The following is a 15,847-nucleotide window of genomic DNA, read 5'->3' on the forward strand; positions in this document are numbered from 1 at the left end:
AGCGCTCCGGAACTTGCGCTCTGACGCAAAAATCCAAAGTATCATGGCGTGGATATTAATTAAAACCCCAGTTTAACGAAACTAAAATACTATTATTTGAAACATTATCTGCAAACACGCCTTGATAAAATAGATTCATTTTTAAAGAATCATATTGCGGGTTTTTAAATTCCAATCCTGCGTTCACTAATGCGCTGTCCTTCGCAATTGGAGTACCTCCAATTAAAAAATTAGCACTTGGTGCAAAAGCCATGGTACTACCAGGTACTGTATCGGAATAGGCATGTTGCCACCCTAGCATTCCATTGCCTTTCACTCCCAGTTTTTCTGAGTTAAATACAGTAGTCTTACTTCTAAAACCTAATGTTGTAAAAGGCGTTTTCATTTGATTGGCGGAACCATTTAGAGCACTTACTCCACCACGTTCATTAAACCGGTTATTACCTGCTTCAATAAAAGCAACTTGTGCAACAGGATCTACTGGAATATTTTTATATAATCCTTTAAGCCCCATTTCTGCAAAAAATTGGTCAGAGTAGAGTGTATAATCAGACTTTAAATAGTTAACTAAGGTAGGTAATTCAACCGTTCTTTGAGTGGAAACAGAGTACCAGAAATGTCCATAACCGTATCGAAGGTAAAATGGTTGATGCGTGTATTCTGAATACAAGGAAAAATCAAATTGCTGTAAACTGGCATTTGAAAGTCGATTGGCTACGCCATCCTGGCGAGTACCATAACCTACGACACTACCTATTTTCACATTAGAAGTAATATTCTTATCAACACCTATAAAAAATCCAAAACTGTTTCCATCTAGTGTTGCGGCGTTATTATCGGTATCGCGTGTTGTTTTAGCATTATAAGTTCTTAACCATAATCCATCATTATTATTTGGGGTTTCATCCGTAAGGTGTTGAAATATGGCATCTCTTAAGTAACGGCTTTCTTCAACTACAGAGCCTATAATTGATGCATGAATTTCTCCTGATAATAAATTAAAAGCAGCCTGCGCTTGTTCTGCTGTATCTAAATTAACAATGGCAATATAAAGCGGATTCGATGGTCGAATCGTTTCGATGGCATTCGCGGTTGCAATTTGGTTCGGCGTAATCGCCAATGCTGAGAAATCGATACCACTTCTAAAAACATCCAAATAGACATGATTGGCATCATAACTTAAATTGAAAAACAGGTAGGGTAAATTAGGATTGGTCAAATCTGAATATGTCCCTGATACCCCTCCTTGGGCTTCTAAAATAGTATACTTGGTTTCAGGCGTGTATGGCGGTTGGTCTGGGAGTAACCGGACTGTTCCTCCATTAATGGTTGCCGTTCCTAAAATAGAGATTAGGTCTGTATCGCCAGAGGGGTTAAATTCTAATTCATAAAAAGAACCTGAGTTCTGAATATAATTTCCATTAACAGTCAATGTTCCAATTGAATTGCCTGGCGCAATTGTTCCATATACCGATAAATCGTTTACTGCTCCTACTCCCTTTAATATCCCTGAATTTCCAATATTAAGATGCCCGCCCATCTGCCCATCCATTACTAGCGTCCCCTGATTAATATTCATGGTTCCTTGATAGCTTGAACTGTTCCCTGTTAAAGTGAGCTGCCCTGAACTGGTTTTTTCGATAATCGCCGTTGTATCACCAAGAAAGGAGCCGGCATAGATTGAATCACTGTTTTGTTCTAAGGTTAATGACGTAGCCGTAACATCAACCGCCCCGCCAAGGCCTGTAAGAAACCCCATGCTGAGTGCATATCCATTTAAATTTAGCTGACCACCATCAATCGTGTATTGCGAATGATTACTTAACCCTCCAGAAACGCCTGCTTGAAGGATGCCCTCTTGTACAATAGTTCCTCCTGTATAATTGTTAGATGCGTTATTGAGGATGAGCGTTCCTGCACCTTCTTTGGTTAATGAACCCACTCCAATAACCTGGCCATTCAAAGTTAATATGGTTGCGGGGTCAGTAACGAACGTTCCTCCCAAAAAACCAAGATGAGTAACATTATCTAAAACCATGGTCGCTGTAGTCTTTAGAGCGCCAGCAAAAAATACAAGTGGACTTGAGCTACTTCCAATATTGGCAGCAGAACTGATACTAAATGCCCCTGCATCAATAAAGGTTCCTCCTGTATAAGTATTGACTCCTGTTAATGTTACCGTACCGGTGCCAAACTTTAGCAATGAGCCAAGGCCACTTAAAATACCACTGTATGTGCCATCAAAATTCTGATTAAAAATCAGTGCGGTATTGACAGCTGTTGTATTGACACTTTGATTGTTGATTGATGTTGTGGTTCCTTGTATCCCGCCTTGATTAATCGTTGTTTGGCCGCTGTAGGTTTGGATTCCAGTTAAGGTGACATTACCACTACCATCTTTTATCACATCACCCGCACCGCTAATAACACCAGTGTAAGTACCATCAAAATTTTGTTCAAATTCTAAAAAAGCCCCACTATTGACAATAACATTTCCGGGTAGCGTTGCAGTAGTTGCCTGAAGCGTGCCGTCCAATACCAGTGTGCCACCTGAATAATTGTTCAGCAAGCTTCCTAGAATCATTGTGCCATCGCCATTTTTTCTAAGCCGCCCAACCCCCGTAATTTGTCCATTATAGGTAAGTGTTGTTCCTGCATCGGTAAAGAAGGTTCCGTTTCCGGCATTCAGGGTAGCTGTTCTATTGGTGGTTAAATCAGCCGTACTTTGCAGAATTCCCCCATTAAAAGTTAATGCTCCTCCTGTTCCCAGATTGGCATCTTGGCTAATGCTAATCGTACCTTGGTTCAATAAGGTTTGGCCTGTATACAAATTAATACCTGTAAGGGTTAAATTTCCAGCGCCTTGTTTTTGCAAGGTGCCAGAACCGCTAATGACCCCAGCATAGGTAACATTATCAGAGCGATTAAATCTCAACGCAGAATTATCAATGATGTTTCCAGTAATACTGCCGGTAGTGCCACCACTGCCAATGCTTAACGTACCCGCACTGATGGTCGTATCCCCAGCAAAGGTATGATTGCCCGTTAAGGTAAGTATTCCTGCTCCTAACTTGGTGAGCGTTCCTATTCCTGAAACCACACGTGCATAAGTTAAATCGTTTGAGCGGTTAAATATCAGTGCTGAGTTATTTAAGATGTCACCCGCAATGCTCCCAATCGTGCCCCCTGCACCAATTTGTAAAGTACCTCCTGAAATAATAGTCCCGCCTGCATAAGTATTCGCTCCTGTTAGCGTTAAAGTACCTGAGCCTTCTTTTTCTAAAACACCAAAGCCTCCGGAAATATTCGAACGAACTGTAGTTGAAGTATTTAAACTACCCGTTTTGAGTTTTTTAGCCCCTAAATTAATTGTTCCTGCAGTGCCTGAAAGACTGCCTATTGAAATCTGACTAGCAGTCAACCCTGAAATATTCACTGTGCCGGCATTAGCAATGGTTGCATTGGTTGCGGTGCTATTACCTAAAAAAGTGAGCGTTCCACCTGCGTTGTTATTAAATAAAACATTAGTTCCAGCATCTGCAGCGTTGCTAAAAGTAAAACTTCGCCTATTTGTAATAATTTGAGTATTTGATGAATTATTGACAATCCCTTGACCACTTAAGGTAAAAGCACCACCAGAGGTTAAATTAGTAATCGTGTATTGAGCCGCACTTGCGCTAAATTCAAGAGTTGCTAAAGTTCGTGACACATTATTGTTAGCTACCGTTGTAAAGAGCGTCGTTCCCGTAAACGTCGCCTTATCCGTTGCAGCACCCACCGGCAAACCAGGAATGCCCGAACTCCAATTACCTGCAGTCGCCCAGGAAGTACTTATCGTTCCAGTCCATGTTGAATCTAAAGCAACAGCTTGGGATGAAATGAAGAAGCAAAAAAGTGCGGGAATAATCGTTTTATCAGCTATCTTATTACTGGTTTTTAAAGCCATCAAAAAATCCTTTTATTGACTGTAGTTGAATTTTACCGCGTCATTTTAAAATTAAACATTAAATGCACTTATTTGTATACGCTCATTTTAATTAATCACTTTCGATATTGTTTTAGAAAGTTAATTATCAAACATGTGTTCCTAGTTGTGATTTGTGGTTGATATTAGCATCAAGTTTAGGTAGCTTACAACGATAAATTTACAGGAATAGTGCCCTTTGAGTTCCGACTCTGGCTATTCTAGGAACTGACTTAATGAGTAACATATGATGATAACGATGGATGCTGTTGACCTAACCCAAGAAGAACTAAGCTTTATAAAAACAAGACATGCTACAAAACAATTAGCATTTGCATTGTTATTTAAATGGTACCAAGGGAGTCATCAATTTATTGATGATCTTACTAAAGTACCCTGTTTTATTATTAATAAACTAGCTAATTTACTTGATGTTCCGCCTACCATAGGGAAAGTATCACCAAGAACTTATGATAATTATATCTCATTGATTAGAACATATTTTAAAACATCATTCTCTAAAAAAACGCATTATAAAGAACTTGAAGAATGGATTAAAAACGAGTTACTGCCAACCAATTGTTTAGCGGAAGAGGAAATAAAGGACTTTGCCATACACTATTTAAAAGAAAGAGGCATTGAGTCATTTAAAGAAAAAACGATGACGCGAATCATTCTTGACGCCACAAATGCCTTTGAGAATGAGTTGTTTGAAAAACTAAAGAACACATTGTCGCCAGAAGATGAAGCGCAGTTGAATGGTTTATTATTACCTTACAAAGATGGCTTATCTTATTTAGGCTGGATAAATAAAGAGATTAATAATCCATCACTTGATTCAATGTTGGGTTTAATGGAACAGCTATCCATATTGAACCGATTTAACTTTGATCTAGCCACCATTAGACTTATTCCAAGAAAAAGGATTGTTCACTATTCAGACGCATTCACACGTTTAAATCCTAGCGACTTAAAACAAATGACCGATAATAACCGATGCGCTCATTTGCAGATACATAGCCACATCAGAAAAGAACAGCTTACAGATAAATTAATTGACATGTTCAATCGCATTATCCGTAATGTGATTCATAAATCAGAAAAGCGAATCGTTAAAAAGCTTATCAACGATGTAAAGAAGGTTTATGGTAAAGAGATTATCCTTTTCCACATAGCGGAAGCATGTTTAAACGAACCAGATGGAACGATACGAGATAAAATTTTTCCTATTGTTGGCCGTGATAAATTAAAAAATATCATTGATGAATATAAGAAAAAAGGGCCAAAGTATCAGAGCCTGCTTCATCAACAGATTCGAAGCTCTTATGCCAGTTATTATCGACGTATGGTTCAACCTTTATTGGAAAACGTGGTTTTTCGTTCTAATAACTCAGAGCATCAACCTATACTTAATGCCTTGGTATTAATCAAAAAGTATTTTGACAGTAATAAGGTCTATTTTCCAGATGATGAATTTATACCTATGGATTGCTTGCCTGATAAATGGCAAAAACGCATTGTTGATATTCATACCGGGAAAATTAAACGAATTTGTTATGAAGTCTATGTATTAAAAAAACTTGCAGATCGTATTCGGTGCCGTGAAATATGGATTGAGGGATCTTTTAAACATAAAAACCCAGATGAAGATTTACCAAATAACTTTGAAGAGAACAAAGAAGAGTATTTTGATGATTTGTCTTTACCTCTTGATGAAGAGGTATTTATTGCTCAATTAAAACAAAAATTAACTGGCGCATTAACCACTTTAAATGACACTATCCCAAAAAATCCAAAAGTTCGAATTACTACTCAAAATGGTGGTCGTATTATTGTCACACCTCTTACACCTCAGGCAGAATCAAAGAACGTTGGATTTATAAAAAAACATCTACAGGAACAATGGGAAGGAACCAATCTAATTGATATGTTTAAAGAAGTCGATTTAGAAAACCAATTTACTCATGATTTTATTTCTTATGGCCAGAAAACATATTTAAAACCGACTGAAATTTCAGAAAGAATATTACTTACAATCTATGGGATGGGAACGAATGTTGGGTTAAAGCATATGTGTGCTGGAAACCCTCATATCAGTGACCATCAACTTCGACACATTAAAAATTATTTTTTATCCCCTGATAATTTAAAAAATGCGTTAAGTAAAGTCGCAAATGCATTATTTAAATTGAGATTAGAAGAAATATGGGGAGGAATGCCTATTGCTGTAGCCAGTGATTCCACACAATTTTCAGCCTACTTTCAAAACCTCATTTCAGAATACCATAATCGTTATGGCGGACGGGGTGTTATGATTTATTGGCATGTTGAAAAAAATGCCTGCTGCATTCACTCACAGTTAAAAAGTGTATCAAGTTCAGAAGTTTCAGCCATGATTGAAGGTGTTTTAAAACACTGCACCGAAATGTCCGTTCAAAAAAATTATGTGGATACTCACGGCCAGAGTGAAATTGGCTTCGCTTTCTCGCATCTATTAGGATTTTCCTTGATGCCACGGCTTGCCAATTTGAATAAACAAAAACTGGCACAATGCGAGCTTGGTGATTACCAGCAATATAAAAACTTACAACCAGTGATGACAGACACGATTAATTGGCAATTAATCAAGGAACAATACAGCCAAATCGTAAAATATACTGCTGCGATGAAAGCGGGTCATGCTGATCCTGAATCCATCCTCAGACGCTTTAACCAAAATAATCTGAAACACCCAATTTACATGGCGTTATCTCAATTAGGTAAAGTTCTTAAAACTATCTTTATCTGTAATTATCTAATGCATGAATCTATCAGACAGGAAATTCAGGAAGGATTAAATGTAGTCGAGCTTTGGAATGGTGTTAGCAAGTTCATTTTTTATGGCCGTGCCGGAGAAATTTCATCGAACCATGAGAAGGCACAAACCCTCTCAGTAATGTCCCTGCATCTATTACAGCTTTCAATGGTTTATGTTAATACGCTAATGATTCAGCAGATCATAGAAGAGCATGATTTAAAAAATATACTTACAAAGGAAGACAAGAGAGCATTAACCCCCCTGATTTATGAGCATGTTAACCCATATGGCTTATTTCCGTTAGATTTATCAACACGGCTACCGCATCTTCGTTATAAGGAAGCCGCATGATGGAAAAAATATCAGCTAAAAAAATGGCTCAAAAAGTTTCGAGTCTACTTAAGACGCAAAGCCCAAATTATGATTATCTTCGAGATGTATTTCGATTTGTAAGGGAAAATCTTAATATTGAAGTAACAACAACACCCAAGCGCTTACCCTACGTTCCAACTGAGGATGAGATTAGACTATTTTATAAAACAGTGTGGGAATCTAACGAAATAATACCCATGCTCATTGTTAAAGTTCTGCTTTACACAGGGATAAGGGTCAGCGAATTAGTTAATATACAAATATGTGATATCGATTTAACTAATTGCCGAATGAAAATAAATCAGGGGAAAGGGAAAAAAGATAGGGTTGTTCCTTTTTCGCCAGCATTTAAAGAAACATTAGCACTTCATTTGAAACAATATAAAAACGAAAATAGGATGTTTTTATTTGAATCAGCTTTTCGTCGTCATTATACCGATCGTGGAATTAGAAAAATTCTTATGAGATATACCAAGCTTGCGGGTATTGAGCGATCAATATCTCCACACAAACTTAGACATTTTTTATTTACTTGGCTTAAGAAGCAAAATATCGATGATGCTTTCATCCAACCCTATTCAGGGCATTCTAAACGAGATTCCCTTGAAATTTACTCCAAATTAAGTTTAGCTGATGCGCAGGATAAGTATAATGATGTTATAGGAGATTTTCCGATCTGATATTCTGGATTTTTGCGTCAGGGCGCAAGTTCCGGAGCGCTAGGCCCCCTAAGAGCATAATAGGTAATAGACCGCCGATAATGGCAGTTACCGTCATGATTTTAGGGCGAAGCCGTAAAAGAGCACCGGCCACTACCGCATCAAAAACATCCGCTCGAGTCAGGGCACGCTGCTGCTGTAACGCCTCTTCCCTTGCTTTTTCCAAGGCCTGGTTAAGAAATACAAGCATAATGACCCCAGTTTCTGCAGCGACTCCAGCTAGGGCAATAAAACCAATGCCGACCGCGACAGAGAGATGATAGCCTAATAAATACAAGAGCCAAATGCCCCCGACTAACGCTAAGGGTAATGTCCCTAAAATAATCAGAACCTCAGCTAATCGACCAAAATTAAGATACAGCAAAAAGGCAATAATTGCTAAGGTTAATGGGGCTACCAAAGAAAGGCGTTGTTTGGCGCGTTCCAAATATTCGTATTGACCAGACCAAGTTAATGAGTAACCCGCGGGTAATTTCACTTGACTCTGAACAGCATCCTGAGCTTCTTTAACATAAGAACCTAGATCGCGTCCGGCAATATCAATGTAAACCCACCCATTAAGCCTGGCATTTTCACTGCGAATCATGTCGGGGCCTTCGGTAATTGATAAAGAGGCAATTTCACTTAACGGAATCGTGGCACCCATTGGCGTGACAATAGGCAATAAACGAAGCTTTTCTAAGGAATCGCGAAGGTCGCGAGGATAACGAAGATTTACAGGATAACGTTCGCGTCCCTCAATGGTTTGGGTTACATTCATGCCACCGACGGTTGTTTCAATAATTTCTTGAATGTCCTCAACATTTAATCCATAACGAGCCGCTTTAAGACGGTCTATATCAATGGTGATGTAATGGCTGCTTGCAACGCGCTCTGCAAAAACAGACGTGGTGCCGGGAATTTTTTTCAAAATGATTTCCAGTTGTTCCCCAATGGATTGAATGGTATTTAAGTCAGGCCCCGCAATTTTAATACCCACTGGAGTTTTTATCCCTGTGGCCAACATATCAATACGGGTTTTGATGGGCATGACCCAGGCGTTGGAAAGTCCCGGCAATTTAAGCCGTAAAGACAACTCTTCGCGCAATTTATCCATGGTCATTCCTGGGCGCCATTCGTTATGGGGTTTAAATTGAATGGTTGTTTCAACCATAGATAAAGGTGCTGGGTCGGTGGCAGTTTCTGCTCTGCCTATTTTACCAAACACCGTTTTGACTTCTGGGACAGTCGCAATAAGTTTATCGGTTTGTTGGAGTAGTTGTTGTGCTTTTCCGATGGAGATTCCAGGAAATGTTGTGGGCATGTAAAGTAAATCTCCTTCATCAAGTTCCGGCATGAACTCATTACCCAAATAATGAAGGGGTAAAAAACCAAGAAAGACAATTAGAGCGGCTAGGGCTAAAATCATTTTTGGGGCTTTTAAACTGGCATATAACACCGGTTGATACAATGCAAGTAACATTCGGTTAATAGGATTTTCATGTTCTTGTTTGATTTTACCCCGGATAAAATAGCCCATGAGTACGGGAACTAAAGTAATCGAAAGAAGAGCGGCTGCGGCCATCGCATAGGTTTTGGTATAGGCAAGAGGGGCAAACAATCGTCCTTCCTGTGCTTGTAAACTGAAGACCGGTAGAAAGCTAATGGTAATAATGAGTAAGGAAAAAAATAAAGGAGGCCCTACCTCAAGTGAGGCTTGTTGCATGATGTGCCAACGATTCTTTTCTGTAAGGGGTTCATGCTCGAGGTGTTTATGTGCGTTTTCAATCATCACGATGGCGGCATCAACCATGGCGCCAATGGCAATGGCAATTCCTCCTAAGGACATGATGTTGGCATTAATACCTTGAAGGTGCATGACCATCAACGCCAATAAAATTCCAATAGGTAAGCTTATGACAATGATTAAGGAGGAGCGAAAATGAAATAAAAAGACGATACAAATAAGCGACACCACAATAAACTCTTCAATCAATTTATCTTGCAGGGTATTAATGGCACGCTGAATTAAGCTTGAGCGATCATAAGTCGTACTAATTTCTACCCCTTTGGGTAGACTTGCTTGCAATTGTTTTAGTTTTTCTTTCACATTCGCGATGGTTTGCATGGCGTTTTGCCCAAAGCGCATCACGATAATGCCACCTACAGCTTCACCTTGACCGTTGAGCTCGGTAATTCCGCGGCGCATTTGTGGGCCTAATTGCACTTGAGCGACTTCTTGTAACAAAATAGGAATGCCATTTTTACCAAGTCCTACGGGAATTTGCTCCATATCTTTTATGGATTTTAGATAGCCCTTGGCGCGTATCATGTATTCGGCTTCACCCATTTCAATGGCAGAGCCGCCTGCTTCGCGATTGCTGCGTACCACGGCTTGTTTTACTTGTTGAAGGGTTAATCCGTAAGCGCGTAAACGGTCAGGATCTAAGGTTATTTGATATTGTTTGACCATGCCTCCTGCGGTCGCTACCTCAGCTACACCAGGCACTTTTTGTAATTCATATTTCAAAAACCAATTTTGCAGACTGGTTAATTGGGCGAGGTCGTGTGTTCCTGTGCGATCCACTAATGCATATTCATAGACCCAACCCACACCAGTTGCATCAGGACCTAAAGTGGGCTGGGCACCTAGGGGTAGGCGATTGGTAATTTGGCTTAAATATTCCAAAACCCGTGAACGGGCCCAATATAAGTCAACCCCATCTTGGAAAATAACATACACATAAGATACTCCAAAACCCGATTCACCACGTACCGTCACCGCACCCGGTACTGCCAACATCGCAGTGGTTAGAGGGTAGGTTACTTGGTCTTCAACGATTTGTGGCGCTTGACCTGGGAACTCTGTTTTGATGATGACTTGCACATCAGACAAATCAGGAATGGCATCGACTACAGTATGTTTTACTGTATAGATTCCCCCCAGTATGAGCATGCCGGTCATTAATACAATTAAAAAGCGATTTTTAATCGACCAGCGAATAATGGCAGCTATCATTTAGAGTTATCGTCCTTGGGTAATTTTTTTATCTTAGTAATCATAAAATCAGTGTTCTTTTTTTCTAAATCAAATTGAATCGAGTCACCGATTTTAAGCTCATCAAATACAATGTCTTGTGCTACTGAAAAATTCATTTCCATGGCAGGCCAATTTAAAGAGGGAATTGCCTCGTGTTGAATGGTGAGCGAATGATTGGCAAAATTTATCTTTTTTATAATCCCGACTCCTTCAACGGATGTATTAGAGGTAGCACTGGATTTTTGATTCTTTTTGTCTTGGTTCGGTGTTTGTAACCGTTCAAGTCCTGCTTTTAAATTGGACTCGGAATCAAGAAGAAATTGTCCAGAAACAACCACCTGTTCGCCTCGTTTCAATCCGGAGATAATTTCAACTTGGCTTTCTGACTCCATACCCACGGTTACAGGACGAACTTCAAATCGTCCTTGGGCTTGCGCCACGATTACGCGATCACCTTGGCTGCTTCTTATTAATGCTTCGATGGGAATATGAAGCACATTGGCTTTAGGTTGGGTAAGAATGGTAATACTCACATACATATTAGGCTTTAACTGATTATCCGAATTTTCAAAGCGAAATCTGACTTTAACAGTGCGGGTCGTGGTGTCTAATTGCGGATAAATGTACTCTACAGCACCTTTCCATTGTTTATTAGGAAAAGCAGATATTTTTGCGATGGCACAATCCCCAACATGCACCCAACTGGCTTGTTCTTCAAAAATTTGAGCAATCATCCACACACTAGCAAGATCTACAAGGCTCATCATCTCTAAATCTGGAGTGACTCGCATGCCTTCACGAATATTAAGTTGGGCGACAATGCCATCTTGAGGTGCATAGATAGCGACTAATTGATTGGCTTTATGAGTTGTTTTGATTTCTTGAATTTGTTGTTCGGAAATATGTAACGACTGTAATTTTTTATAAGAAGCATTGATTAAGACCGGCTTTTTGTTCTCTAAAGCAATTAAGTATTCTTCTTGAGCAGTTACTAATTGCGGCGAGTAATACTGTAATAGAAGTTGGCCTTTTTTTACCGTCTCACCTACTGTTTTAACCACGAGATTTTTTACCCAACCATCAGCATAGGTATGAATATGACCAATTTTGTTTTCATTAGGCTCCACATAACCCACCGTATCAATTTGCTTTGCCAAATCACTTTGCATCACAGGTGCAAGACGAATGCCTAGATTATTGCTCACGACAGGAGAGATTTGCACTGTCCCATCATTTGGATGTTCATCAGCATAGACCGGAGTTAATTCCATTCCCATGCGTGATTTTCCAGGTCCTGGGTAGTGAATGGTGGGCTCCATGGAATCAATCCAATAAAGCGGTTTTTTTTCTTCTTTGGCCATGGATGCTTTTTTATTAGTGGCATCTGTTGACCATCGCCCAAGAACAATGCCTAAAATCAGAACAACGAGTGCAAAAGTGACTAATTTTTTGTTCATGTTGGGGTTCCTTCGAGATAGAGCAAGGTTGCATGAGCTTTTAAGCGCTCTACTTGCAGTTGAATGTGCTCTAATTGAATGGTCAATTCACTGCTGTAGGCGCGTAATACGGTGGTTAATTCGGTCGTAGCATTTTGATAAGCGAGTAATGCCGCCTTAGCATTTTGCTTGGAATCTGGAATTAATTGCTGGTTGTATAAATGTTCTCGCTCTAAAAGATGTTTCCAGGTGGTATATTGTACATTAAGAGATTGCAGCAAATCACGATAATGAATGTGTCTGTCCATTTGAGTTGCATTTAATTTATTGAGGCTTGCATTGAGTTGTCGGTCTTGGCGGTTTGCCGTGAAAAAAGGCAAATCCATAGTCACTTGAGCCGTCAGCATATCAGAGCGTGGTGTTCCATCAGGCATTCTACCTTGTCTTAGTCCATAACCTACACCCAATTGCCATCCCGGTTTATACTGCTCTTTAGCATAAGCGACTTCGAAAGAGGAGGCTTTGATATTTGCTGCATCTGCTTGTAATAGAGGATGTTTCATAAGGCTGTCTTGTAATTTTGCCATGGAAGGCAGGGCAGGCCAACGGGGCATGGACAGTGCTAAAGGACGATTGACGTTATTCATGCCAATCCAACGACCCAGTTGTGCTTTCAAAATTGCAATTTGCTGCTTGTTTTGAATTATTTGATTCTTCAGTTTTGATAGTTCTAACTGAACTTGCACTACATCGGTTTGGTTGATTTTTCCTGTGCTGTATTGAGACTCTGTTACTTGCAGTAACTCTTTATAAAGTGATTCATTGGTCTTTAGGGTGTGTAGCGCTTGGGACCAGTAATACAACTCCAACCAAACTTCACGCACAGTACGAATTAACGTCAGTTTTTGTTCTGTTATCTTAATCAGTTCGGTTTTGGCTAATGCGCGCGTTTGTTGGGATTTCATTTTGAGCGATCTACCGCGTGCAAATTGTTGCTGGAGTCCAACTTGTACCATCGTCATTTCGTCTTGAGTAAAACTAAAGGTATCGGTTGGAACATTAATAGTCCCTGCGGCTAATTGGGGATCGGGTAGTTGTCCGTCTGCGATTGATTGCTGTCTTAGGGCTTGGCTGTTTGCGTTTAAACGTTGTAGCTCTGGAGATTGGTTAATTGCTAGATGTTCTGCTTCGGTTAGAGTCAGTGGTCGGTTTTGTGCAAAAGCAAAGGGTGCTATTCCCCAAAAAAGGTATAACATTGCTGCAAAGAATCGAAAGACACCTTTTGTTTTCATGTACTGACCTTAAAAATTAACTGTCTAATAATAGTAGTGACACGGTACAATATAAAGAGTGCCCTCAGTTGTTTTATAGATAATTGGGTTTTCCTGCATATCAAGCCCAAACTGGCAATGATCAATCATCAGTACTCATCTCCTTCGTCTCTTGCAATGCAAATGCATAAGTGAATAACCCTATTGTGGCTATAAAAGCTAATGAAATAAATCCCACATCTGGTTCTGGTTAAGAACCTCCAAAAATGATCTGGTCTAATATTGAGTAATTTCAATATTAGATTATATCTATTTTTCTGGTTCCAGGTTTCTTTCTGAAAACCATGAACGTTGTAGCCAAAAGGCAACATCCACTAACAAAATAAGAACAGGTACTTCAACCAGTGGGCCAATGACTGTTGTAAAAGCAATGCTAGAATTTAGTCCGAAGGTAGCAATTGCTACAGCAATAGCCAGTTCAAAATTATTACTGGCTGCTGTAAAAGACGCTGCTGTTGTTTTTTCATAGTTAGCACCAACGAGTTTGCCCATCGCAAAACTGATAAAGAACATCACAATAAAATAAAGTGTTAATGGAGTTGCAATACGAATCACATCCAAGGGAAGTTGTAAAACCATAGCCCCTTTCAAAGCAAACATTGACAATATCGTAAAAAGCAGAGCAACTAGGGTAATAGGAGAAATTTTTGGTAAAAAATGGGTTTCATACCAAGACAGCCCTTTTTTCTTTATCAATACAAAGCGAGTTAGAAATCCAGCAAAAAAGGGAACTCCAAGATAGATAAAGACACTTTCAGCAATGGTCATAAAATCGATGTGAATTATTTGGCCAGTCATGCCTATCAGAGGAGGCAAGACCGTGAGGAAAAACCAGGCATAGATACTAAAAAACAACAATTGAAAAATGCTATTAAACGCGACTAAGGCTGCAACATATTGATTATCACCCTCAGCCAGCTGATTCCAGACAATGACCATGGCAATACACCGCGCTAACCCAATGAGAATGAGTCCAGTCATATATTCAGGGTAGCTATGCAAAAATAAAACAGCAAGCCCAAACATGAGGAATGGACCAATAAGCCAATTTTGAATTAAGGACAATAATAAAATGCGCCAATCTCTAAATACCAGCGGTAATTCTTCATATTTCACTCGGGCCAGAGGAGGGTACATCATTAAAATCAATCCAAATGCGATAGGAATATTGGTGGAGCCAATAGATAATGAGTTGATAAATTGTGGTGTTTCCGTAAAGAGTGAACCGATACCAACACCTGCGGCCATGGTCAGGAAAATCCAGAAGGTTAAATACCTATCTAAAAAAGAAAGGCGATGGGTGCTACAAGTGTTCATGATAGCAACTCCTTTTCTATCCGTTGTTTCAGTTGATTAAATACCTCCTCAAATGCGGCATTAATTTCCATTTCAGAGCCTTCTGCTTTAGCAGGATCAGGAATACTCCAATGGAGTTTTTTCGGGTGACCAGGGAAAATGGGACAACTTTCGCGAGCGGCCTGATCACAGACGGTAATCACTAAATCAATAGACTCTGATTTAAACTCATTCCAGGATTTACTACGAGGCGCATTTGGCTTTATGCCATGATTGGTAAGCGTTTCAATTGCTTTGGGATGTATGTTTCCAGTCGGGAAACTACCCGCGCTAAAGGCTAGATGGCGGCCATTGGAGTAATGATTGGTTATAGCTTCGGCCATAATAGACCGACAAGAATTACCTGTACAAAGAAATAATAATCTAATTGGCTTAGTATTCATCAGCCACAGCATCCAGTTGCTTTTGACTTGGTATCACAGCAAGAAGTTGTTGTGTTTTTTTCTGGTATACAACAAGAGCTTTCAGTTGAATCTCCACCCGAAAAAAATTGTACATCTTGCATGGTATGATAGGCTTCCCAGACGATTCCATTTGGGTCATTGACCCATGACTTCTCTGATTTGGCATAACAACAGGTTGTTTCACCCTCACTATGCATAGAAATATTGGCTTCTGAAAATTGTTTTCTTAATTCCGCTAACTCAACGGCATTATCTACTTGAATACCTAAGTGCTCTACCCCATGTTTGTCAGCACGCGTTGAAATTGCAAAATTGATGCGCGGATCTTCCAGCATCCATTTGGCATAATCAGATTTCACTTTGACAGGCTCAGCTCCAAACAAAGCATTATAGAAACGGATGCTCTCATCAAGGTTGCTCACACCAATATGAATATGAAAACGCTTCAT

Annotated in this window: 9 protein-coding genes; 2 read left to right on the forward strand and 7 right to left on the reverse strand. The window is 39.7% G+C overall.

Features of this window, described 5'->3' with window-relative positions:
* Nucleotides 1-55: 55 nt before the first annotated feature.
* Complete coding sequence (locus BGO44_RS12145; protein WP_286823147.1) at nucleotides 56-3,946, reverse strand: autotransporter-associated beta strand repeat-containing protein; 3,891 nt, start codon at nucleotides 3,944-3,946, stop codon at nucleotides 56-58.
* Between the two features lie 265 nt (nucleotides 3,947-4,211).
* Between BGO44_RS12145 and BGO44_RS12150 the strand changes: the two genes are divergently transcribed.
* Together BGO44_RS12150 and BGO44_RS12155 are read left to right on the forward strand one after the other, a co-directional pair.
* Nucleotides 4,212-7,112, forward strand: a complete 2,901-nt coding sequence (locus BGO44_RS12150) for a Tn3 family transposase (protein WP_286823148.1) — start codon at nucleotides 4,212-4,214, stop codon at nucleotides 7,110-7,112.
* Nucleotides 7,109-7,813, forward strand: a complete 705-nt coding sequence (locus BGO44_RS12155; RefSeq protein WP_286823149.1) for a tyrosine-type recombinase/integrase — start codon at nucleotides 7,109-7,111, stop codon at nucleotides 7,811-7,813. The genes BGO44_RS12150 and BGO44_RS12155 overlap by 4 nt, the downstream gene beginning before the upstream one ends.
* Here BGO44_RS12155 and BGO44_RS12160 read toward each other — a convergent pair.
* From BGO44_RS12160 to BGO44_RS12185, 6 genes are all read right to left on the reverse strand, one after another.
* Nucleotides 7,791-10,850 carry an efflux RND transporter permease subunit gene (locus BGO44_RS12160; protein WP_273201060.1) on the reverse strand — a complete coding sequence of 1,020 codons (3,060 nt, stop codon included), beginning with the start codon at nucleotides 10,848-10,850 and terminating at the stop codon, nucleotides 7,791-7,793. The two genes, BGO44_RS12155 and BGO44_RS12160, sit on opposite strands and share 23 nt — an antisense overlap.
* Nucleotides 10,847-12,328 (reverse strand): efflux RND transporter periplasmic adaptor subunit, encoded by a 1,482-nt coding sequence (locus BGO44_RS12165; protein ID WP_078061483.1) that lies wholly within the window; start codon nucleotides 12,326-12,328, stop codon nucleotides 10,847-10,849. The genes BGO44_RS12160 and BGO44_RS12165 overlap by 4 nt, the downstream gene beginning before the upstream one ends.
* A complete protein-coding gene (locus tag BGO44_RS12170; protein WP_058478583.1) occupies nucleotides 12,325-13,599 on the reverse strand; it encodes a TolC family protein in 1,275 nt (424 codons plus the stop codon). The genes BGO44_RS12165 and BGO44_RS12170 overlap by 4 nt, the downstream gene beginning before the upstream one ends.
* Nucleotides 13,600-13,887: 288 nt before the next feature.
* Complete coding sequence (gene arsB, locus BGO44_RS12175) at nucleotides 13,888-14,955, reverse strand: ACR3 family arsenite efflux transporter (protein WP_058478582.1); 1,068 nt, start codon at nucleotides 14,953-14,955, stop codon at nucleotides 13,888-13,890.
* Nucleotides 14,952-15,389, reverse strand: coding sequence for an arsenate reductase ArsC (locus tag BGO44_RS12180; protein WP_337955818.1), 438 nt, complete (start codon nucleotides 15,387-15,389; stop codon nucleotides 14,952-14,954). Before BGO44_RS12180 ends, arsB begins: the two co-directional genes overlap by 4 nt.
* Nucleotides 15,377-15,847: an ArsI/CadI family heavy metal resistance metalloenzyme gene (locus BGO44_RS12185; protein ID WP_058478580.1), complete on the reverse strand. Its 471-nt coding sequence runs from the start codon at nucleotides 15,845-15,847 to the stop codon at nucleotides 15,377-15,379. The genes BGO44_RS12180 and BGO44_RS12185 overlap by 13 nt, the downstream gene beginning before the upstream one ends.

It is taken from the genome of Legionella sp. 39-23 (genome assembly GCF_001897665.1).
In the GTDB taxonomy this organism is placed as follows: Bacteria; Pseudomonadota; Gammaproteobacteria; order Legionellales; family Legionellaceae; genus Legionella; species Legionella steelei.

What these genes read in the sequence shown, in the direction of transcription:
- BGO44_RS12145 (WP_286823147.1), bottom strand. Translation starts at nt 3,946, where the DNA reads ATGGCTTTAAAAACCAGTAATAAGATAGCTGATAAAACGATTATTCCC.
- BGO44_RS12150 (WP_286823148.1), top strand. Translation starts at nt 4,212, where the DNA reads ATGATGATAACGATGGATGCTGTTGACCTAACCCAAGAAGAACTAAGC.
- BGO44_RS12155 (WP_286823149.1), top strand. Translation starts at nt 7,109, where the DNA reads ATGATGGAAAAAATATCAGCTAAAAAAATGGCTCAAAAAGTTTCGAGT.
- BGO44_RS12160 (WP_273201060.1), bottom strand. Translation starts at nt 10,850, where the DNA reads ATGATAGCTGCCATTATTCGCTGGTCGATTAAAAATCGCTTTTTAATT.
- BGO44_RS12165 (WP_078061483.1), bottom strand. Translation starts at nt 12,328, where the DNA reads ATGAACAAAAAATTAGTCACTTTTGCACTCGTTGTTCTGATTTTAGGC.
- BGO44_RS12170 (WP_058478583.1), bottom strand. Translation starts at nt 13,599, where the DNA reads ATGAAAACAAAAGGTGTCTTTCGATTCTTTGCAGCAATGTTATACCTT.
- arsB (WP_058478582.1), bottom strand. Translation starts at nt 14,955, where the DNA reads ATGAACACTTGTAGCACCCATCGCCTTTCTTTTTTAGATAGGTATTTA.
- BGO44_RS12180 (WP_337955818.1), bottom strand. Translation starts at nt 15,389, where the DNA reads ATGCTGTGGCTGATGAATACTAAGCCAATTAGATTATTATTTCTTTGT.
- BGO44_RS12185 (WP_058478580.1), bottom strand. Translation starts at nt 15,847, where the DNA reads ATGAAGCGTTTTCATATTCATATTGGTGTGAGCAACCTTGATGAGAGC.